22 protein-coding genes are annotated in these 20,824 nt (G+C 32.8%); 8 read left to right on the forward strand and 14 right to left on the reverse strand.

All coding sequences use genetic code 11. The annotated features are described in order from the left end of the window. Positions 1–35: 35 nt before the first annotated feature. Positions 36–938, forward strand: a complete 903-nt coding sequence (locus tag Q1B05_RS02890; RefSeq protein ID WP_299777350.1) for a neutral zinc metallopeptidase — start codon at positions 36–38, stop codon at positions 936–938. Between the two features lie 46 nt (positions 939–984). Then, the gene (locus tag Q1B05_RS02895) at positions 985–1,818 is read left to right on the forward strand and encodes a 2OG-Fe(II) oxygenase (protein ID WP_299777352.1); all 834 of its coding nucleotides are present in this window, start codon (positions 985–987) and stop codon (positions 1,816–1,818) included. 9 nt (positions 1,819–1,827) lie between these two features. Here Q1B05_RS02895 and Q1B05_RS02900 read toward each other — a convergent pair whose 3' ends face one another. The 7 genes from Q1B05_RS02900 to hemN form a co-directional block, all read right to left on the reverse strand. Then, positions 1,828–3,030, reverse strand: a complete 1,203-nt coding sequence (locus Q1B05_RS02900; protein ID WP_299777355.1) for an MFS transporter — start codon at positions 3,028–3,030, stop codon at positions 1,828–1,830. A 16-nt stretch (positions 3,031–3,046) separates the two neighbouring features. Further along, positions 3,047–4,297, reverse strand: a complete 1,251-nt coding sequence (locus tag Q1B05_RS02905) for an ATP-binding cassette domain-containing protein (protein WP_299777357.1) — start codon at positions 4,295–4,297, stop codon at positions 3,047–3,049. Between the two features lies 1 nt (position 4,298). Continuing rightward, the gene (locus Q1B05_RS02910; protein ID WP_299777360.1) at positions 4,299–4,841 is read right to left on the reverse strand and encodes a pyridoxamine 5'-phosphate oxidase family protein; all 543 of its coding nucleotides are present in this window, start codon (positions 4,839–4,841) and stop codon (positions 4,299–4,301) included. Positions 4,842–4,946: 105 nt separating this feature from the next. Further along, positions 4,947–5,636, reverse strand: a complete 690-nt coding sequence (gene aqpZ / locus Q1B05_RS02915) for an aquaporin Z (protein ID WP_299777362.1) — start codon at positions 5,634–5,636, stop codon at positions 4,947–4,949. Between the two features lie 143 nt (positions 5,637–5,779). Next, positions 5,780–6,319: a lipocalin family protein gene (locus tag Q1B05_RS02920; protein WP_299777364.1), complete on the reverse strand. Its 540-nt coding sequence runs from the start codon at positions 6,317–6,319 to the stop codon at positions 5,780–5,782. A 261-nt stretch (positions 6,320–6,580) separates the two neighbouring features. Further along, entirely contained in the window at positions 6,581–6,748 is a 168-nt protein-coding gene (locus Q1B05_RS02925) for a hypothetical protein (protein WP_299777366.1), read from the reverse strand. A gap of 77 nt (positions 6,749–6,825) precedes the next feature. Next, on the reverse strand, positions 6,826–8,187 hold the full coding sequence (gene hemN, locus Q1B05_RS02930; RefSeq protein ID WP_299777368.1) for an oxygen-independent coproporphyrinogen III oxidase: 1,362 nt from the start codon (positions 8,185–8,187) through the stop codon (positions 6,826–6,828). 430 nt (positions 8,188–8,617) lie between these two features. Here hemN and Q1B05_RS02935 point away from each other — a divergent pair, with 430 nt between their 5' ends. The 4 genes from Q1B05_RS02935 to era all read left to right on the forward strand — a co-directional run bounded on the left by Q1B05_RS02935 (position 8,618) and on the right by era (position 11,623). After that, positions 8,618–9,904, forward strand: coding sequence for a DEAD/DEAH box helicase (locus Q1B05_RS02935; RefSeq protein ID WP_299777370.1), 1,287 nt, complete (start codon positions 8,618–8,620; stop codon positions 9,902–9,904). Positions 9,905–9,907: 3 nt separating this feature from the next. Then, the gene (locus Q1B05_RS02940; RefSeq protein WP_299777372.1) at positions 9,908–10,132 is read left to right on the forward strand and encodes a VF530 family protein; all 225 of its coding nucleotides are present in this window, start codon (positions 9,908–9,910) and stop codon (positions 10,130–10,132) included. A gap of 42 nt (positions 10,133–10,174) precedes the next feature. Beyond that, entirely contained in the window at positions 10,175–10,597 is a 423-nt protein-coding gene (locus tag Q1B05_RS02945) for a hypothetical protein (RefSeq protein ID WP_299777374.1), read from the forward strand. Positions 10,598–10,738: 141 nt separating this feature from the next. After that, the gene (gene era, locus Q1B05_RS02950; RefSeq protein WP_299777376.1) at positions 10,739–11,623 is read left to right on the forward strand and encodes a GTPase Era; all 885 of its coding nucleotides are present in this window, start codon (positions 10,739–10,741) and stop codon (positions 11,621–11,623) included. Between the two features lie 4 nt (positions 11,624–11,627). On the opposite strand, the gene Q1B05_RS02955 is transcribed toward era, so the two are convergent. Then, positions 11,628–12,122 (reverse strand): GTP-binding protein, encoded by a 495-nt coding sequence (locus Q1B05_RS02955; protein ID WP_299777378.1) that lies wholly within the window; start codon positions 12,120–12,122, stop codon positions 11,628–11,630. 87 nt (positions 12,123–12,209) lie between these two features. Here Q1B05_RS02955 and der point away from each other — a divergent pair, with 87 nt between their 5' ends. Together der and Q1B05_RS02965 are read left to right on the forward strand one after the other, a co-directional pair. Next, positions 12,210–13,517: a ribosome biogenesis GTPase Der gene (gene der, locus Q1B05_RS02960; protein WP_299777380.1), complete on the forward strand. Its 1,308-nt coding sequence runs from the start codon at positions 12,210–12,212 to the stop codon at positions 13,515–13,517. A gap of 194 nt (positions 13,518–13,711) precedes the next feature. Continuing rightward, positions 13,712–16,417, forward strand: a complete 2,706-nt coding sequence (locus Q1B05_RS02965; RefSeq protein WP_299777382.1) for an outer membrane beta-barrel protein — start codon at positions 13,712–13,714, stop codon at positions 16,415–16,417. 2 nt (positions 16,418–16,419) lie between these two features. On the opposite strand, the gene Q1B05_RS02970 is transcribed toward Q1B05_RS02965, so the two are convergent. From Q1B05_RS02970 to Q1B05_RS02995, 6 genes are all read right to left on the reverse strand, one after another. Then, positions 16,420–17,355 (reverse strand): mechanosensitive ion channel domain-containing protein, encoded by a 936-nt coding sequence (locus tag Q1B05_RS02970; RefSeq protein ID WP_299777384.1) that lies wholly within the window; start codon positions 17,353–17,355, stop codon positions 16,420–16,422. A 221-nt stretch (positions 17,356–17,576) separates the two neighbouring features. Further along, positions 17,577–18,401, reverse strand: a complete 825-nt coding sequence (locus tag Q1B05_RS02975) for a YgcG family protein (protein ID WP_299777386.1) — start codon at positions 18,399–18,401, stop codon at positions 17,577–17,579. A 3-nt stretch (positions 18,402–18,404) separates the two neighbouring features. Then, complete coding sequence (locus Q1B05_RS02980; RefSeq protein ID WP_299777388.1) at positions 18,405–18,845, reverse strand: TPM domain-containing protein; 441 nt, start codon at positions 18,843–18,845, stop codon at positions 18,405–18,407. Then, a complete protein-coding gene (locus Q1B05_RS02985; protein WP_299777390.1) occupies positions 18,845–19,450 on the reverse strand; it encodes a LemA family protein in 606 nt (201 codons plus the stop codon). Before Q1B05_RS02985 ends, Q1B05_RS02980 begins: the two co-directional genes overlap by 1 nt. 12 nt (positions 19,451–19,462) lie before the next feature. Continuing rightward, on the reverse strand, positions 19,463–19,792 hold the full coding sequence (locus tag Q1B05_RS02990) for a MerR family transcriptional regulator (protein WP_159021663.1): 330 nt from the start codon (positions 19,790–19,792) through the stop codon (positions 19,463–19,465). Beyond that, positions 19,792–20,763 (reverse strand): M23 family metallopeptidase, encoded by a 972-nt coding sequence (locus tag Q1B05_RS02995; protein WP_299777392.1) that lies wholly within the window; start codon positions 20,761–20,763, stop codon positions 19,792–19,794. The genes Q1B05_RS02990 and Q1B05_RS02995 overlap by 1 nt, the downstream gene beginning before the upstream one ends. Between the last annotated feature and the right edge of the window lie 61 nt (positions 20,764–20,824).

The following is a 20,824-nucleotide window of genomic DNA, read 5'->3' on the forward strand; positions in this document are numbered from 1 at the left end:
TGATTGATTTTTTAAACTAAATAATACGTACAATTATGAAATGGCAAGGCAGAAGGCAAAGTTCTAATGTGGAGGATAGAAGAGGTCAAGGTAGATCAGGATCAGGAAGTGGGTTTGGAGGTATAAGCCCAATGTTATTGATACCGTTAGTAAAAATGCTATTCTCTAAAAAAGGATTAATAGTTGTTGCAATTGTAGCTGTATTTTCTTTTGTTACGGGATATAATCCTTTAAATTTAGTGAGTGGTTTTCTTGGGGGCGGACTAATTCAAACAGAATCATCAACATATCAACCCACAGCTAAAGATGAAGAACTTGCCGAATTTAGTAAGACAATTCTTGCTAGTACTGAAGATGTTTGGAATCAATTATTAACAAATTATCGCGAACCTACTCTAGTGTTGTTTACAGGATCTGTAACTTCTGCTTGTGGTACTGCATCTAGTGCAACAGGACCTTTTTATTGTCCTGGAGATGAAAAATTATATTTAGATCTTAGCTTTTTTGATGATATGGAACGCCAGATGAATGCTCCAGGAGATTTTGCTCAAGCTTATGTAATTGCTCATGAAGTTGGTCATCATATTCAGAAAATTATGGGTATTTCAGATAAAATGCAACAATTAAGAGGTCAGTTAAGTGAAACCGAGTATAATAAATATTCTGTACGCGTAGAACTTCAAGCCGATTTTTTTGCAGGTGTTTGGGCATACCATTCTCAAGCCATGACACAAATGATGGAAAGCGGAGATTTAGAAGAAGCCTTAAATGCCGCAAATGCAATTGGGGACGATCGTTTACAAAAACAAGCTACTGGGCGTGTCGTGCCAGATTCGTTTACACATGGTACGTCTGCACAACGTATGCGTTGGTTTAAAAAAGGATTCGAATCTGGAGATGTGTCTCAAGGCGATACATTTAATGCTAATCCGCTTTAAGAATAAGTATTTTGAAACTTTTTTAGACAGCTTAAATTGAATTAAAATGAGTGAATATGCTATGGATAGAAACAGTTTGTCTAAACTAATTCTAGAAAGATTAACTGGCGAGAAAGACGCTTTAAAACATCAATATGAAGTGTCAAAACATAAAATCGGATATTTTTATTTAGACGATATTTTACCCAAGGAACTTGTCGAACAGATTCACAATCAATTTCCTTTAGCAGAAGAGATGGTGCTAAAAAAAAGCTTACGTGAATACAAACATGTAGCTGCACAAATGGATAAATATAATCCGATCTTGGAAGAAGCTATTTATGCTTTTCAGGATAAGGCTATAGTGAAACTGATAAGCGAAATTTGTGGTATTGATGATTTATATCCTGATGAAAATTTATATGCAGGAGGACTTTCAGCTATGCAAAACGGACAGTTTTTAAATCCGCATTTAGATAATTCTCATGATAAAGATAGAAATCGTTGGCGTGTTTTAAATTTATTGTATTACGTGTCTCCTGATTGGAATGATAACAATGGCGGGCACCTAGAACTTTGGCCAAACGGACTAGAATCGCCTCAAACTATAGTGCATTCTAAATGTAACAGATTGGTTGTTATGGCTACTCATAAAAAATCATGGCATTCTGTAAGCCCCGTTACTGCAAATGCATCAAGACAATGTGTGTCTAATTATTACTTTTCAAATAGTCCGTTACAAACTACAGATACATTTCATGTAACCACATTTAGAGGGAGACCAGAACAAAAAATAACCAATCAGATTCTTAAGCTAGATTCATTTTTACGTATGAGTCTTAGAAAAATATTTAAAAAGGGAATTGTTGAAAATCCACACGTTTACAAAAAGGATGAATAACAATTGGTACTAAACTGTCGTACGTTCATTTTTTAAAGCAATTAATCCTAAAATAGGACCTACAGCTAATGCGATATATACGTATGTAGGCGTTATTATAGACTGTAAGAATCCTAAAGTTTGTATACTTACTATGGTAATGGCATATCCAATACAATTTACAATAGTTAGAGCGCTACCTTTGGCATGAGATGCTGTGTTATGAGCCACTAATGTGGAAAATAAAGGAGAATCTGCAACAACAAACATACCCCAAATTATCATGAAAATAATAAAAAATTGACTAGAGTTTAGGTGAAAACTTAATGGTGAAATTAAACAACATATAGCAGAAACTAATAGTATAAAAAACGCTGATAGTTTTAAGCCTTTAATAGAAGATAACCAACCGCTAATAATACAGCCTAAGCTTCCTATTCCTATAATTAAAAAAGAATATAATGCAATATCTAAATGGGCATCAGGATGTAGACTGTTATATGTTTTTATCATAATTGGTGTAAAAGCCCAAAAGGCATACAATTCCCACATGTGCCCAAAATAACCGTAAGCAGCAGCTTTAAAAGCTCGGTTTTGAAAAAGCTTAGTGAGTGCTAAAAGATCTATTTTGGTACTGTGTTTTCTAAACGGACCATTTGGTACAAAGGTTAAAATAATAAGTCCTCCAAATAGAGAAAGAAAAGAGGTGGTGTAAATAACAATTTCCCAAGGTAGATGTTGGGTAATATTGCTTAAAAGATGAGGGAATGCAGTACCTAAAACCAATGCGCCTACTAAAAGACCAAGTGCTTTACCTAAGCCTGTGTTGTAATAATCTGCGGCAATTTTCATGCCTACAGGATAAATTCCGGCAAGGAAAAAACCAGTTATAAATCGTAACAATAATAACACGGTTAGAGATTGCCCTTTTAAGACTATTCCAAGATTAAAAACAGCCGCTAAGACTGCACTTATCATAAAAACTTTAGAAGGGGAATACCGATCTGCAATTGTAAATAAAGCAAATACAAATGTTCCTATAATAAATCCAAATTGCACAGAAGATGTTAAGAAACTCAATACAGACGGATCTAGTTGATAGACAAGAATAAGCTCATCCATAACGCCATTTCCAGCAAACCAAAGCGACGTACAACAAAATTGAGAGATAATAATTAACGGTAAAATTTTTTTCGGTATCTGTTCTGTTTGGTTTTGTTTTGAGTTTGTCATTTACATGTTTTGCTAACTACTTAGGTATTATTATGTTTCCTATAGAACCTTTTTCAGTGCGCTCTAATTGGAAAATAAATGATGGTTTTAGCTCAGGTTCTGTTTTATGCGATACATATAAAATAGCCGTGTTACTTTCTTTAGAAATTTTTTGAACTAAATTGATAAACATGCTTGCTCCTTGATCATCTAAACCAACTGTAGGTTCATCAAGAATTAGTAAAAGCGGGTGCTTAATCATGGCTCTGCAAATTAAAATTAATCGCTTGTTGGTTTCAGATAGATAATAGTAATTAGTGTTTTTAATAGTGTCTAATCCTATTAGTTGTAACCATTGCTTTGCTAAATTAACCTCTAAATCTGTTGGTTTTGTATACAAGCCAATGCTATCTTTTAATCCTGAAATTACCATGTTTAAGGCTGAGTGTTGACCTTTAAATAAATGCATCATACTTGGTGTAAAATACCCAATGTTTTGCTTTATATCCCAGACCGTTTCTCCAGAACCTCTCTTTTTTCCAAATAAAAATACATTCTGTCCATAAGCTTTCGGATTGTCTCCAATTATCATAGTAACAAGCGTAGATTTACCAGTACCATTCTCGCCTTTTAATTCCCAAAATTCACCTTGTTTAATACACCAAGTAATGTTATTTAAAATGGATTTGTCGTTATAAGATACATTAACTTTCTTAAGATCTATTAATTCTATAGGTAGCGTGTTTTTAGATTCTGAAATAGGTTTTGGTAACGGATTATTAAAGTTTAATGTTGGTTTGTTTTGTACTTCAAGTAAAAATTCTGAAATGGGTTGTATTACACATGTATTATCTTCAAGTTTTAAAAGATATTGTGCATAAGGCATGATCTCATCTGTTCGACTAAAAAACTGAATAATAGGAATATCTTTAGATAGAGTTGTTAAACGCGCTTTTAATTCAGCTACATTTTTTACATCTAAGGAGTCAAATGGGTTTACAATGACTAAAAATTGAGGATTTCCTTTTAATAAATGATCGAATAATAACTTTCTGCGCTCACCACTAGAAAGCGTTAATAATTGTCTTTTAGAGTCTTGAGTTAAGGTGAAGTCGTCGTGTAATAATTCAGCCTTCACATATTCATCTAAAGTGGTATTCGATAAAAAAGTGCCTTGCTTGCCTTTTAAATTAGTTAATAGAGGATGCTCTGAGGTTGTTATAATTTGTAAGTGTTCCTCTGGTGTTGGCGTTCTGGTATAACGTATAGCAATATGTGTATGTGTCATTTTACTTACTAATTTGTGTTTCGAAACCGTCTATACTTTTAGTGTTTTTATCTATCCAATATTGTTCAATACCATCTTGTCCTTTTTGATTGGCCCAATCGTCTAACGTAGTGCGTTCCGAACTGTAATCCATAAACGGAACTCCAAATCCACAAGATGTTTGTACTAAATCTATGTTCATTTCAATAATTTGTCTAGATCCAACTGCATCAGGAAAAAGCGCACTATGCTTTTGGAAAGCTTCATCTCTAGGGTGAAAAATAGTTGCATTGCCGTAAAGTCTTAAAATAAGCGGTTTGCCTTCAAACGCACAGAACATAATGGTCATGCGGTTGTTTTGTAAAAGATGAGCCGCAGTTTCGTTACCGCTTCCAGTTAAATTTAACCACACAATTTTATTTTTATTAATGACTCTAAAACTATCGGTTCCTTTAGGAGAGATATTAACACGACCTTCTGTTGCAGCTGTACCAACAAAAAAGATATGCTGATTTTTAATAAACGTTGCTATATGTGGTGCAATATGATCTGTTTTTTTACCCATGTTTATTCTATTTTAATGATGGAAAGGTGTAAAAATAAAACATCTACTTTCTAACTTACGCTTTGTGAGTTAAAAAGTAGATGTTTTTATTAAAGAGTTTGAGATTTAGTCTTCTTTTTCTGGTGAAATAAATTTATAAACTAAACCAGCAATTATAGCACCAACAATAGGTGCAACCCAAAACAACCATAATTGACCTAAGGCCCAGTCGCCAACAAATAGGGCTTGACTAGTACTTCTTGCAGGGTTAACAGAAGTGTTTGTTACAGGAATACTAATTAAGTGAATAAGTGTTAAACCTAAACCAATTGCTAGTCCAGCAAAACCTTTTGGTGCTTTAGAGTGTGTTGCTCCTAGAATAATCATTAAAAACATAAACGTCATAACGATTTCTGAAGTTAATGCCGATATGATATTAAAACCGCCAGGAGAATGTTCTCCATAACCATTGGCCGCAAACCCTCCTAATTCGAAACCTGGTTTCCCTGAAGCGATTAAATATAAAATTCCTGCTCCTAAAATACCACCAAGTACTTGCGCAATAATGTAAGGAACAACGTCTTTTTTATCGAAACGTCCTCCAACAGTAAGTCCAATTGTTACCGCTGGATTTAAATGGCAACCTGAAATATGCCCAATAGCATAAGCCATTGTTAAAACGGTTAGACCAAAAGCCATTGCGACTCCTACAAATCCAATTCCTAATTCTGGATATCCAGCTGCTAATACAGCGCTACCACATCCTCCTAATACAAGCCACATTGTGCCTATAAATTCTGCTACTAATTTTTTCATAAAGTTGGTTTTTATTGATTAGTTGTGAAGCTGATTTTATTTGTAAAATGATTAATAAAAATATAAATCAGCTTTCATTCAATAAATATGCAAAAACTTTAGTAGTTATTTAATAAAAATTTAAGATTTAGTCGTTTTAACCTTTAAGGCTTAGTATGTTCTACCCAAATTAGGTCTTGAGTTTTGTAACCTATTGCCTTGGCTTGATTTATAAAATCTTGTTTTATGTGTTCAGGAATTGTTGTTTCACGAGATAAAATCCATAAATAATCTAAGTTTTTACCAGCAACCAAAGCATATTTATAATTATCTGTTAATGCGATTACATTATAACCAGAATAAAAAGGGCCGAAAAAGGATACTTTTAATTTTGCAATAGTATCACTATCTATAAATTTTGCTTTTCCGTTAGCTTCAGTCCATTCCTTTTTTACATAATTATAACCTTTATTCACAACTTTAATTGTTCCATCTGGATTTATGGAATAATTGGCTGTAGTGTTATTTAAATCTTTTTCATATTTAAAATCTAAACGGGCAATTTCGTACCATTTCCCTAAGTATTCTTCTTTATTAAACGGACTTACAGCTTCTGCTTTTTCTGGGATTGTAGCACAAGAAGTGAATACAAGAGCCATAATTATTAGAAGTGTAGTATGTGTTATGTGTTTTGAATATTTCATTTTTAATAGTTTTAATATTGAACATAAAGTTAGGAGTTCCGTTTTAAATGCAAGCAGTAATTTTATTGAATATTGTGTAGTTTATGTATTTGTATCACAACTTTTTTTAACCTGAAAGCATATGCCTATTATATCGTTTTAATAAGTATACCTATTTAATGTTCGTGTTTTATTATTTTGAATTGAAATGAACCATTGTTATATAGAAAAAGGGAAGCTTTTTGCTTCCCTTTTTTGTGAGTTATATAAATATATGGTTATTTATGCTTGTTTTCTTTTAAGTATAAGACTCGTTAATAATAAACAAATTCCGCTACCAAATGTAAGCCCCTTAAAAAAGTCGAAAATATCATTTTGAAGGTAATAAACTAAAAATATTCCAGTGCTAATAAGTAATATTCCTAAAATAAAAGTAGTTTTTGTTTTCATGATACATTATTTAAAAACAAGTTAATAAAATATATGCTGATATCAAAATTTTTGAATGTGGTTAAAACAAAAGTCTATTAAATAGTCATTGAGAATAGTTTAGTTCCTGGTTTACTTTCATGCAATTTTAGATCGAATGCCATACAAATGTTTCTAATAAACATACGGCCTTCTTCTTTTACAACTAAGTGATCATCATAAATACTTAGAATACCATCGGCTTCCATTTCTTTTAAATGCGATAAAATTTCAGGAAGTGTTTTTAGTTGCATATCAGAATTTTTCCAAGAGGTTTCTAGATTACACATAATGTTTAAAATGTGTTGTCTAACCACTAAGTCTTCTTTAGAGAGTAGGTGCCCTTTAAAAATGGGTAATTCGCCAGCGTTTAAACGTGCATAATAATCGTCTATGTTTTTTTCATTCTGCGCAAAACTATACCAAGAATCACTAATAGACGATACACCTAAACCAATCATGAGTTTTGTTTTTCCAGACGTATATCCCATAAAATTACGGTGCAACGTTTTGTTTTTCATGGCTACATACATACTATCTGTTGGTAAAGCAAAATGATCCATGCCTATTTCTACATAACCAGCATCAAAGAATAATTGCTTTCCTAGTTCGTATAAGTTACGTTTTTCGTTATCCTTAGGTAAATCGGTGTCTTTAAATCCGCGTTGTCCATTACCTTTAATCCATGGCACATGTGCATAACTGTAATACGCAATACGATCGGGTTTTAATTCAACTGTTTTTTTTATGGTTTCACGAATACCTTTTTCGTTTTGAAAAGGTAGTCCAAAAATCAAATCGTGACTTACCGAGTTGTATCCTATAGCACGAGAATCTTCAGTAACACGTTTTACGGTCTCGAAAGATTGTATGCGGTGAATTGCTTTTTGCACTTTAGGATCGTAATCTTGTATACCAAAACTATTACGTTTAAATCCTAAATTGAATAAGGTTTGTAATTGTTCTTTTGTGGTGAAATTAGGGTGACCTTCAAAGCTAAATTCAAAACCTTCAGCTTTAGTTGCTGTATTAAATATGCCTTGTATCAGCTTTGATAAATTTTCTGAAGAAAAGAATGTAGGTGTGCCGCCTCCTAAATGTATTTCTTTAATATTAGGTTTGTCTTTTAAGATATCGCAATACATTTTCCATTCTTTTAAAACCATATCTATATAAGGTACTTCTACACCATGTTGTTTGGTAATACGTTTGTTACATGCGCAAAATGTGCATAAACTTTCGCAAAACGGTAAGTGAATGTATAGGCTAATTCCTTCTGATATATTTGATTCTTTAAAAGATTTTTTAAGAGTATCTATCCAATTTTCTTTAGAAATCCCAGTTTCATCCCAATACGGAACGGTTGGGTAGCTTGTATAACGAGGTCCTGGAATATTATATTTTTGAATTAAATTATGCATTGTATTATAAATTTTAATTTCAGAAAGCGGTGTTTCTTAAAACTGATAAATGGAGCGTAAAAATACGATTTATTTAGGTGTTGTTTTATTCTTTTGTAATTATTGTAAAGCATCACTTATAAATAGATTATTCTCATGTTTATAAGGGATTTTAACTATATATTGTTTGTAAATATTTCAAAATCAATATAAACATGTTCGTATACGAGATGTATTAATTGTTAAATAGAAACAAGTGTAAAGTAATGTTTAAAATAACGAAATGACTAAAAATAAGAAGGTTATGGTTTTGTTTTAAATGTGTTTTTTAACTCTAATTTTAGTAACTCTTCTTAAAATGATGTTTTTCATGAAAAATTAAGCGTACTTTTGCAACTTCATAAAGAATGGCATTAACAATATAGAATGTCATTTTCTACAATAATAATGTATGTCATTTAATTCACTAGGCCTTTCTGATGCCTTATTGAAAGCAATCAATAAAAAAGGATACGACAAGCCATCTCCAATACAAGAAAAAGCAATTCCACCCATTTTAGAAGGGAAGGATGTATTGGCATCGGCACAAACAGGTACAGGTAAAACAGCAGGTTTTACATTGCCATTACTTCAAATTTTAAGTGAAGGAACCACTAAAAGAAATCGTCCAGTACGAGCTTTAATACTTACTCCTACACGAGAATTAGCAGCACAGATTTTTGAAAATGTTAAAGAATATAGCGAATTTTTAGATATAAGATCTGCTGTAATTTTCGGAGGTGTTAATCAACGCCCGCAAGCAGCACAGATTAAACGAGGAGTAGACGTTTTAGTAGCAACTCCAGGTAGATTGTTAGATTTATGCAATCAAAACATATTATCCTTAGCGAGTGTAGAAATATTTGTTTTAGACGAAGCAGACCGTATGTTAGACATGGGATTTGTAAGAGATATAGAACGTATAATTAAATTAATTCCTAAAAAGCGTCAGAACTTAATGTTTTCAGCAACGTTTTCTAAGGACATTAAAAAATTAGCCACTGGTATATTAACACATCCCGTTTATGTTGAAGCCACTCCAGAGAATACAACTGTTGAAGTTATTCATCAAAAAGTATTTCGTGTAGCAAAAGCGAAAAAAACAGGATTGATTATTAAATTAATTTCTGATGGAAATTGGCAACAAGTTTTAGTGTTTACTAGAACAAAACATGGCGCTAATAACCTGACTAAAAAAATGATTTCTTCAGGTATCACAGCAGCAGCTATTCATGGAAATAAAAGTCAAGGAGCAAGAACAAAAGCGTTAGAAGGTTTTAAAAATGGAAGTATTCGTGTAATGGTGGCAACAGATATTGCAGCCAGAGGGTTGGATATTCCATTATTACCACACGTTATAAATTTTGAAATCCCTAATATTTCTGAAGATTACGTTCACCGTATTGGTAGAACAGGTAGAGCAGGAGCAAGCGGAGAAGCTATTTCTCTAGTTAGTGCAGATGAAACATCGTTTTTAAACGATATTCAAAAGTTAATAGGGATGAAAATTCCTATTGAAGTTATTGAAGGTTTCGAACCAGATCCTAACGCATCTACAGAGCCTGTTAAGCAAAATCAAGGGCGTTCTAGAAGTAGAAGTCCTAAAGCGAATGCAGGTGGAAATAAAAGCGGTAATAAAAATTCAAGTAAAGGAGGTACGGCAAATTCTGGTCGCAGATCACGAGATAGAAGAAATTAAGATATGAGTAGTCAACCCAATAATCCATTACATGGTGTAAAATTAGAACAGATTTTAGTCGATCTGGAAGCGCATTACGGTTGGGAATACATGGGCTTTAATATTAATATTCGCTGCTTTACACAAGATCCATCTATTAAATCGAGTTTGAAGTTTTTACGCCGTACACCGTGGGCAAGAACAAAAGTAGAACAGATGTATTTAAAGATGATCTCTAAAAAAGATTAGCCTATAGTATTAAACTTATAAAAATTAATTTAAATAAATATTATGAAAAAATCAGTAATAGTATTGGCATTAGCCTTAAGCTTTACAGCGTTTTATAGCTGTGATTCAACAAAATCAACAACAAGTAGTACTGAAAGTTCAAGTTCTTCAACGAGTTCATTAATTTCAGGTATGGCAACAGATCAAATGCAGTCTTACTTTTTAAATAGCTCTGAAACACAAACTAAAGTAAAAGATGCTATAGTTTCAAATCCTAGTTCTTCATTAAGTACACAAGTTACAGATTATTTAACAACAAGTTCTGATACTAAAACTCAGGTTGCAAATTATTTATCAGGTTCTGGTACCAAAGCTAAATTATTACAGTACGCTATGAGTAACCCTGAATTAACAACTAAAGTAATGAGTTGGATTTCTGGTAATTCAGACGTTTTAAAACAAGCATTGAGTTTAGTAGGAATGTAATCTTATTAAAAATTCAGATATTAAAAGCGATTAAGTTCTTCTTAATCGCTTTTTTTTCGTTTAAAATGAAGTATTATGTTTGTAAAAGCGAATTTAATAAACCAAGGTTGTAACTTTGCAACTACTAAAATGCAGTAAAAGATGAATCATAAGGCAGGTTTTGTAAATATTATTGGAAATCCAAACGTTGGGAAATCAACATTAATGAATGCGTTTGTGGGTGAGAAATTATCCATAATTACGTCTAAAGCACAAACCACACGTCATCGTATTTTAGGTATCGTAAACGGAGACGATTTTCAAGTCATCTTATCAGATACGCCGGGAATTATTAAACCAGCTTACGAATTACAGTCATCTATGATGGATTTTGTAAAATCGGCTTTTGAAGATGCAGACGTTTTAGTGTATATGGTTGAAATTGGTGAGACAGAGTTGAAAGATGAATCCTTTTTTAATAAAATTACAAGTGCTAAAATTCCAGTTTTACTATTATTAAATAAAATTGATAAATCCGATCAGAACCAACTTGAAGCACAAGTTGGTTTGTGGAGTAGTAAAGTGCCTAATGCCGAGATATTCCCAATTTCTGCTTTAGAAGGTTTTAATGTGTCTGAAGTATTTAACCGTATTATTGAGTTACTTCCAGATTCACCACCATTTTACCCAAAAGATCAGTTAACAGATAAGCCAGAACGTTTTTTTATTAACGAAACTATTCGTGAAAAGATTTTATTACACTACAAAAAGGAAATTCCTTATGCTGTAGAAGTAGATACGGAAGAGTTTTTTGAAGAAGAACAAATTATACGTGTACGTTCTGTAATTATGGTTGAACGCGAAACACAAAAAGGTATTATTATCGGTCATAAAGGATCTGCACTAAAACGTGTAGGAGTTGAAGCTAGAAAAGATTTAGAAAAATTCTTTGGTAAGCAAATTCATCTAGAATTATACGTAAAAGTGAATAAGAATTGGCGTTCAAACTCGAATCAGTTACGTCGTTTTGGGTATAATCAGAAGTAAAATCTTATAAATTTAGGTTTTGTGTCATAAAACGATGTAATAAAATCATGTCGTTTTTACCCTTTGCACGGCCAGCACGTCCAATAAAATAGAGTACAAACCAGAGCATGAACATGGCAATGCAAACCCCCAATTGCATACCGTAAGTTAGGTCTAGTGCCCAATTAGAATACCCCCAAATACCAAAACCAATAAAAAGCATAACAACAACAAAGTGTAGAAACATAAAAAGCGTCCAGACTGTAGGGTTTGGTCCGAAAAGCCCGTGAATACTACAGTTTTTGTCTTCAAGTTTATTAATTTCAAGGTGAAGTTGAGGTGACCAAAAGTGCTGTTTATGTTTCGGAATTCGAATAAAAACATGGTCGTCTACTCGAGATACAACAAATTCAGTTTGAGTATTTTTTAAATTTTCAAAAACAGACAAAACAGCTTCATTGTGTTCAGGTAAGTTCAAATTAAATCTTGGCCGAAGCACAATGTCGTTATCTAATATCATGTTTTTTATGATGTTTAAAAAGAATGGGTTAAAATACAGTTTTTTCTTAAATATCTAAACACTACCTTTGCAGACAATTAAAAGTGTATGAGTAATATAGTAGCCATAGTAGGAAGACCAAATGTTGGAAAATCAACATTTTTTAATCGTTTAATACAACGACGTGAAGCCATAGTAGATGCCGTTAGTGGAGTAACTCGTGATAGACATTATGGAAAGAGCGATTGGAACGGGAAAGAGTTTTCTTTAATCGATACAGGTGGATATGTAAAAGGGAGCGATGATGTGTTCGAGGCAGAGATTGATAAACAAGTGGTTTTAGCCATCGAAGAAGCAGATGCCATTATTTTTATGGTTGATGTCGAGACTGGAGTAACAGGAATGGATGAAGATGTCGCGAAGTTGTTGCGTAAAGTTTCTAAACCTGTGTTTTTAGTTGTTAATAAAGTAGATAACGGAAAACGTGCCGAAGATGCTGTAGAATTTTATTCTTTAGGTTTAGGTGAATATTTTACCATAGCCAGTATAAACGGAAGTGGAACAGGAGATTTATTAGATGCACTTGTTAAAGCATTACCAGAGCAAGTAGAAGAAGAGGAAGAAGATGCATTACCTCGTTTTGCTGTAGTTGGTCGTCCTAATGCAGGGAAATCATCTTTTATAAATGCATTAATAGGTAAAGAACGTTACATTGTTACAGATATTGCGGGAACAACTCGTGATTCTATTGATACCAAATATAACCGTTTCGGATTTGAATTTAATTTAGTCGATACGGCTGGAATTCGTCGTAAGTCTAAAGTAAAAGAAGATTTAGAATTTTATTCAGTAATGCGTAGTGTACGTGCCATAGAGCATAGTGATGTTTGTATCATTGTGTTAGATGCCACTAGAGGTTTTGACGGACAAGTTCAGAATATCTTTTGGCTAGCAGAACGTAACAGAAAAGGGATTGTTATTCTTGTAAATAAGTGGGATTTAGTTGAAAAGGAAACCAATTCTGCTAAAGAATTTGAAAGACAAATTCGTCGCGAGATGGAACCTTTTACAGATGTGCCAATTGTATTTATTTCGGTTTTAAACAAACAACGTATTTTTAAAGCGATAGAAACAGCTGTCGAGGTTTATAAAAACAGATCTAAGAAAATTAAAACAAGTGTTTTAAACGAGGTAATGTTGCCAATTATTGAAAGCTATCCACCACCAGCTTATAAAGCAAAATTTGTAAAAATTAAGTTTATTACGCAGTTGCCAACACCACAACCACAATTTGCGTTTTTCTGTAATTTACCACAATATGTGAAAGATCCGTATAAACGATTTTTAGAAAATAAATTACGAGAGCGTTTCGATTTTAATGGAGTACCTGTAAGTGTATATATGCGTAAAAAATAATTAAAAATTTCCTTAATTGGAATAGCCCGTTCTTTATTAGAGCGGGCTTTGTTTTTTTTATAAAAGGAATAATATTAGTTTAATCTTTTAAAGATTAAACCTTTTGCATTTAGTAAAGTCTAATTAATTAAGGGAACGCATGTTCTGTTGTTCTTTTAGAAAAACAAGCATTCTTTATTCTGAAACCAATTGTTATGAAATATATTTTTATTTTATTTTTCTTTCTAATAACAACTTTTTCTTATACTCAATCTAAAAAATTCGAAATATCTGGAACGTTAATCGCTGGAGATATTAATGAGCCTTTAGAAGCAGCCACAGTATATTTACAACGTATTCAGGATAGCTCTTTGGTGGCTTATGGTATTACCAATCAGAAAGGAGAATTTAATATTGAGGGTAAAACACCAGATGAGCAGTTAAATATTTTTATGTCGTATTTAGGGTATAAAACATATGCTAAGGTGATAGATATGACATCAGATGAAATTCAGCTTCCAGCACTTTTACTTGAAATAGAAGATAATACGTTAGATGAGGTTTTAATAAAATCTACAGCACCAGTAACTTTTAAAACAGACACTTTAGAATATAATGTAAAGTCTTTTAAAACAAAACAAGATGCAAATGTAGAAGATGTTTTAAAAATATTACCTGGTGTTGAAATTGATGAAGATGGTGTGATTACTGTAAACGGAGTTACAGTTGATAATATTTTGGTTAATGGAAATTCTTTTTTTGGAGACGATCCGACTATAGCAACTCGCAACCTGACAAAGGATATTATTAAAAAAATTCAAATTGTAGATACAAAAACAAAAGATCAAGCATTTGCAGGTGAAGCTGGAGATCAGGAAAATAAAACCATTAATCTAACTATAGAGGAAGATAAGAATAGAGGCCAATTTGGACGTGTTTCTGCAGCAGGAGGTACAGACGATCGTTACGAAATGTCTGGTATTTATAATCGGTTTAACGATACACGTCGTATAAGCATACTAGCAGGAGGAAATAATATAAACGCACCGGGTTTTAGCAATTCTGAACTTAACGACACTTTTGGTCGTGGTGGAAGTCGGGAGTATAGCGGTAATGGCGATGGGATTATAACATCTAAAAATGTCGGTGCTAATTATACAGATGCACCTTCAAGAGCAAAAGAGTTTAGTACAGATTATTTTTATGCCCGAAGTGATTCTGATCAGAACCAGAAAACTAATAAAGAAATATTTTTACCAGATTCTAAGTATTACACCGCAGAAGAGTCTAGCGATTTTAAAACAAATCAAAGTCATAAAGCCAATTTATCATTCGAAACTCAATTAGATTCTACTTTCATGATTTCTTTCAGACCAAAATTTGAGGCTAATAAAAACGATAGTAAGTGGTTTAATGAAGCACAGTCTTTCGACGCCGACAGAAGTTTAACTAATCAATCTGTTAGTCAGATTAGCAGTACGAGTGTATCTCAAGAATTTTCTGCAAATGTAAGAGCGACAAAACGTATTGGTACAAAAGGAAGTTTTTTGCGTTTATCCATGGGGGGTGAAATGAATCATAACGACTCTGATAAATACGCAATGTCAGAAACTAATTATTATGGAGATAATCCTAGTGAAGAGATTAGAAATCAATATGAAAATGGAGCGCAGAATGAAACACAAATTAATTCTTCCTTACGGTTTCGTTTGCCTTTAATAGAAAAAAAATTAATGTTCGATGTTAATTACGATTATAGAAGCGTGCTCTCAAAAAGTAAATTATCTACATTCGATTATAATGAAGGAGATAGTGCGTATTCCAATTTTAATTTAGATCAGAGTACCGATTTTGATAACGATAATGTTATCTCTTCACCCGAATTAGGTTTTAGATACAACGGGAATAAGTGGTATTTTAATACAGAAGCTGGTTACGATATTATTGAATTGTCTTCTAAAGATGCCTTACGTCCAGAACTCAATTTTAATCAGGATTTTACAAAATTAAAAATGAGTACCACATTTGGTTACCGTATAAAATCTAAGTTATCTGCCCGCTTTCAATACCGTTTAAGAAACGAAGCTCCAAGTATTTCTCAATTACAACCTTATACAGATATTAGTAATCCACTACATATTGTAAAAGGTAATCCAGCCTTAGAGATGACTCAAAACCATAGAATGCAAGTTCGTTTTAATACAAATAATTATAATAAGCAATTTGGTTTCTTTGGGTATGCAAATTTAAGTATTCTTGATAATGATGTGGTAAGTCAGTCTGTTATAGACGAGAATTTAGTTAAAACAACAACCTATATAAATGTAGATGGAAGTTATAGTTTAAATGTGCGCTTAAATGTGTCTAAAAAATTAAAATTAGATTCAATATCTACCTTAAAGTTTGTAGCTGGTTTAGGACCTAATTTACAACGTAAAGTAAATTTTAATAACGCTTTACAGTATACCAGTACAGTTCAAGCCATGTCTCCTTCTTTAGGTGTTGTTTACGAAATTCCAGATTTTATAGAAGTAGAAACGCGTTACTCTGCTCAGTTTTCAAAAGGGACATATAGCATCGAGTCGTTTGATGATACAGAATATACAACCCATAATTTAAGATTGAATACGGCAACGTATTTTCTAAAAGGATTTGAATGGCGTAATAATTTAAATTTCAACTATAATTCGAATATTTCTGACGATTTTCAGAAAAGTTCATGGTTCTTAAATAGTACAATATCTTACTCTGTTTTAAACAAAAATGGTTACATTACACTTAAAGCATACGATATTTTAAACCAAAATACCAATGCAAGGCGTGTTGTAAATCAGGATTATATAGAAGATAGTTCTAGTAATGTATTACAACAATATTTTATGTTAGGTTTCAGTTGGAAATTTAATAGCCTAGGATCCTAATATTAGATTTTGGTTTGCTGATCTAAATTATTATTTTCCATCACAATTCGTGTTCTAGGTAGACTTTCAGGATAATTTTTCTGAATATATTCAATCATCTTTTCTCGAATATGTACACGTAAATCCCAAGCGATTGGAGAATTCTTTGCGCTAACAAGTATTCTAGATTCTACGGTGGTTTCTTTAGAGTCTGTTACTTGAAGTACGTTTACCTTTTTATCCCACAAATCGGTAGCGTTTAATAAACGTGTTAATTCTGTTCTTAAATCATCAAAAGGAATATTGTAATCTGTATATAAAAATATGGTTCCTATAATGTCTGCATTATTTCTGGTCCAATTCTGAAATGGTTTTTCAAGAAAATAGGAAGAGGGGAGTACCAATCTTCTTTTATCCCAAAGTCTAACCACAACATACGTTAAGTTGATTTCTTCAATCCAACCCCATTCACCTTCAACTACAACAGCATCATCAATTCTGAAAGGTTGAGTAATCGCAATTTGTATTCCTGCTAGCAAAGCACCTACCACTTTTTGTGCAGACAAACCTAATATAATTCCAGCTACTCCGGCTGAAGCAAATAACCCAACACCAAATTTCCTGATGCTATCAAAAGACAATAAAATTAATCCTACAGCTCCAATAATAATGATAAAAATAATTACTTTTTCAAGAATGTTAACCTGAGTATATATTTTTCTGGAATGCAGATTATCTTCTTTAGAGATATCGTAACGTTTTAAAAATCTAATTTTCAGTTTACGCAATACTTCAATACTTACCCAAGCAGCAGCAGCAATTAAGAAGTTTTGTCTTTGTGTCGCTAAAAAAGAAAAATCTAAACGTGTTATACGCGTTAATAATTGAGATATAGGTTGTAAAAGAGATACTAGAATTAATGTAATAATACTTATTATAAGTTTTGAATGTGTTTTCATAGGGCTTATATTTTCTGAAAATAAAAACATGTCTCGTTAGATATAGCTATGGAAAACAAAGTTGCACACTGAAGAAAATATCTGTGTAGAAGAATAACATAGCTTTTGTTTTCAAGTTAGTTAAAAAAAGAGAAAATAAAAAAGTATGTAGTATGGATCTAATAAGAAATTAGATTAATAAAAAATAAGAGAAATAAATTGAATATCTGATAATGGTAAGTTTACCAGCTTCCGCCAGCACCACCTCCGCTAAAGCCACCACCGCCGAAGCCGCCGCCAAAACCGCCGCCACCTCCAAAGCTTCCGCCTCCAGAAGATGAACCAAAGCCTCCACCGTAACTTCCACGTCCCATATTGCTTAGAATAATAGCATCTAAAATACTTGTTGGTCTGCGGTTGTTTCCGTTTCCACCACCACCGCCACCGCGATTGTTTTTAGATATAGCTATCACGAAAATAATAAATATAAAGATCATGAAAATGATTTTCTCAGCAGGAAAGTCATTCGTTTTATTAGCTTGTCTTGTTCCTTGGTATTCTCCCATAAGGAGCTGAAAAATAGCGTCAGACCCTTTGTCTAAACCACTATAAAAACTACCTGTCTTAAACTCTGGAATAATAACATTTCTTGTGATTTCTCCTACAACTCCTGCAGTGAGTTGGCTTTCTACACCGTAACCTGGAGAGATCCAAATTTTGCGATCGTCTTTAGCTAATAATATAAATACACCATTATCTTCTTTAGCTTGTCCGACACCCCATTTTTGAGCCCATTTAGGAGCTAATAAACCAATATTTTCTCCTTTAGTTGTAGCAATAATAGCGACAACTATTTGCGTAGAGGTTGTATCTGAATATTTAATGAGTTTGGTTTCGAGTGCACTTTTCTCTGTAGGGGATAATAAGTTGATATAATCGTAAACACTGGTTTGAGATTCTTTAGACTCGGGTTTTGCTGGAATATCAAATTGTGCTGTAGCAAATTGTGAGAAACAAAAAATAATACAGTAACATAAAAATAACCAAGTGTTTTTTAATTTTTGCACGATCTATCCGTTTGAAATTTCGTTAGGTAATTCATTTATATCTGAAGCGTCCCAAGGGAAATTAGCCTGAAGCTCTTTTCCTGCTCTTAAAACACCTTCAACAAGACCTTCTTTAAATTTACCTTGTTTAAAGTAGGATTGAATAACATCTTTAGTAGTATCCCAGAATGTATCGTCAACCACATCATTTATGCCTTTGTCTCCATAGATTACAAAAGTTTTGTCTTCTACCGCAACATAAATAAGCACTCCGTTTTGAAGTTTGGTGGTGTTCATCTTAAGCATGTGAAAAACTTCCATAGCGCGTTCGTAAACGTCAATGGAAGTTGTTTTTTCTATATGAATACGGATTTCACCTGAAGTTTGATTTTCTGCCTGTCGAATGGCTTCAACAATCTCACTTTCTTCTTTCTGGGTAAGAAATTTTTCTACTTTAGAATCCATTATTTTTTATTAAAATCGAATTCAACATCTACCGGTTTTTCAGCTCCAGCTTCAGCATCGAAATATGGTTTTGCATCAAAGTTAAACAGTCCCGCTAATATTGAATTAGGAAATGTTTTTACATGATTATTATAAGGCTTTATGGTTTCGTTATAACGAACACGAGCCGTTTGTATTGTGTTTTCTGTACTTGTTAATTCGTCCTGAAGTTTTAAGAAATTCTGATTTGCTTTTAAATCAGGATAACGTTCTACAGAAACTAATAATCTAGATAAAGCACTACTTAAACCACCTTGCGCTTCATTAAATTGTTTTAATTGTTCTGGTGTAATATTCTCTGGATTTATTGTTGTAGATGTTGCCTTAGCACGTGCTTCTATAACATCTGTTAAAGTAGATCTTTCAAAATCTGCAGCACCTTGAACGGTTTTTACCAGGTTACCAATAAGGTCGTTTCTACGCTGATAAGATGTTTGTACATTACCCCAAGCTTCTCCTACGTTTTCGTTTAGTCTTACCGCAGAATTATTGAAGCCTACGCCCCATTTGTAAAAGCCCATTACTATAACGGCAATAATAATAACTGGAATTAACCATTTTTTCATGATTGTTGGTTTTTAAAGTTGATTTTTAATTCTTATGAGTTGACTTTTTATGTCTTCTAATTTCTCAATAATATCAAAGTTAGTTAAAGTTTTCTTTTTTTCTTCCTTTAAATGGACTTTTGCGCCATCTAGCGTAAATCCTCGTTCTTTGACTAAATGATAAATTAATTTAAGATTTTTTATGTCCTCGGGAGTGAATTTTCTATTCCCTTTAGCATTTTTTTTAGGCTTAAGCACATCGAATTCTTTTTCCCAAAAGCGGATTAAAGAGGCATTAACATCGAATGCTTTGGCAACTTCGCCAATACCATAATATCGTTTTTCAGGTAAATCTATATGCATTAATCTAGCGATTGATTTTCTAAAGAAGCTTTTTCTAAAAGATTATTGTATTCTTCTGGAGTTAAACTTCCATAATAGAAATTAGTTGGGTTTATGCGTTCTCCATCTTTAAAAATTTCGTAGTGTAAGTGTGGCGCTTCAGAACGTCCTGTACTTCCAACAAAACCTATAAGATCTCCACGTTCAACCTTCTGATTTTTTTTAACATTGTATTTGTAAAGGTGAGCATATAAACTGGTATAGCCGTATCCATGATCTATTCTAATGTGGTTTCCATAACCTGTAGAGTGGTTGTCTGCACGACTAACAATACCATCTCCACTGGCATATACAGGTGTGCCTCTTGGAGCTGTAAAATCCATACCATAATGAAATTTACGTGCTTTTGTAAAAGGATCTGTTCGGTAGCCATATCCAGATGCAATACGAGTTAAATCTACATTGTTTACAGGTTGAATGGCAGGAATAGCAGCTAATAATTTCTCTTTATCTTCTGCAAGTTTTGCTATTTCGTCTAAAGATTTAGACTGTACTACAATTTGTTTTTGAAGAATGTCTAACTTCTTACTACTTTCAATAATAAGTTTAGAATTATCGTAACCCTCTAGTCCTTTATAACGGTTTATACCTCCAAAACCTGCTTTACGCTGTTCTTCAGGTATAGGGTTTGCTTCAAAGTATATTCTATATATATTATTGTCTCTATCTTCAAGACTAGCTAAAACTTCAGAGGCTTCATTCATCTTTTTGTTAAGCATGTCGTAGTGTAATTGCATATTGACCAATTCGCGCTTTAAAGCTTTTTCTTTGGGAGATTCAACAAATTGACTACTTATAGAAACGGTTAAAAATCCAAATAAAGCCGCAGCTGTTAAAAAAGCAACTATGAACTTAAATGTATTACGTTTTTTACGCTCTATTTTACGGTAAGAAAGCGTCTCAGAATCATAATAATATTTTACCTTACTCATTATCTAATTTATACTATTTTTGCAATTGTGTAGTGTAACACATGGTGTTAAATCACAGGTT

This window comes from uncultured Formosa sp., from assembly GCF_947500765.1.
In the GTDB taxonomy this organism is placed as follows: domain Bacteria; phylum Bacteroidota; class Bacteroidia; order Flavobacteriales; family Flavobacteriaceae; genus Formosa.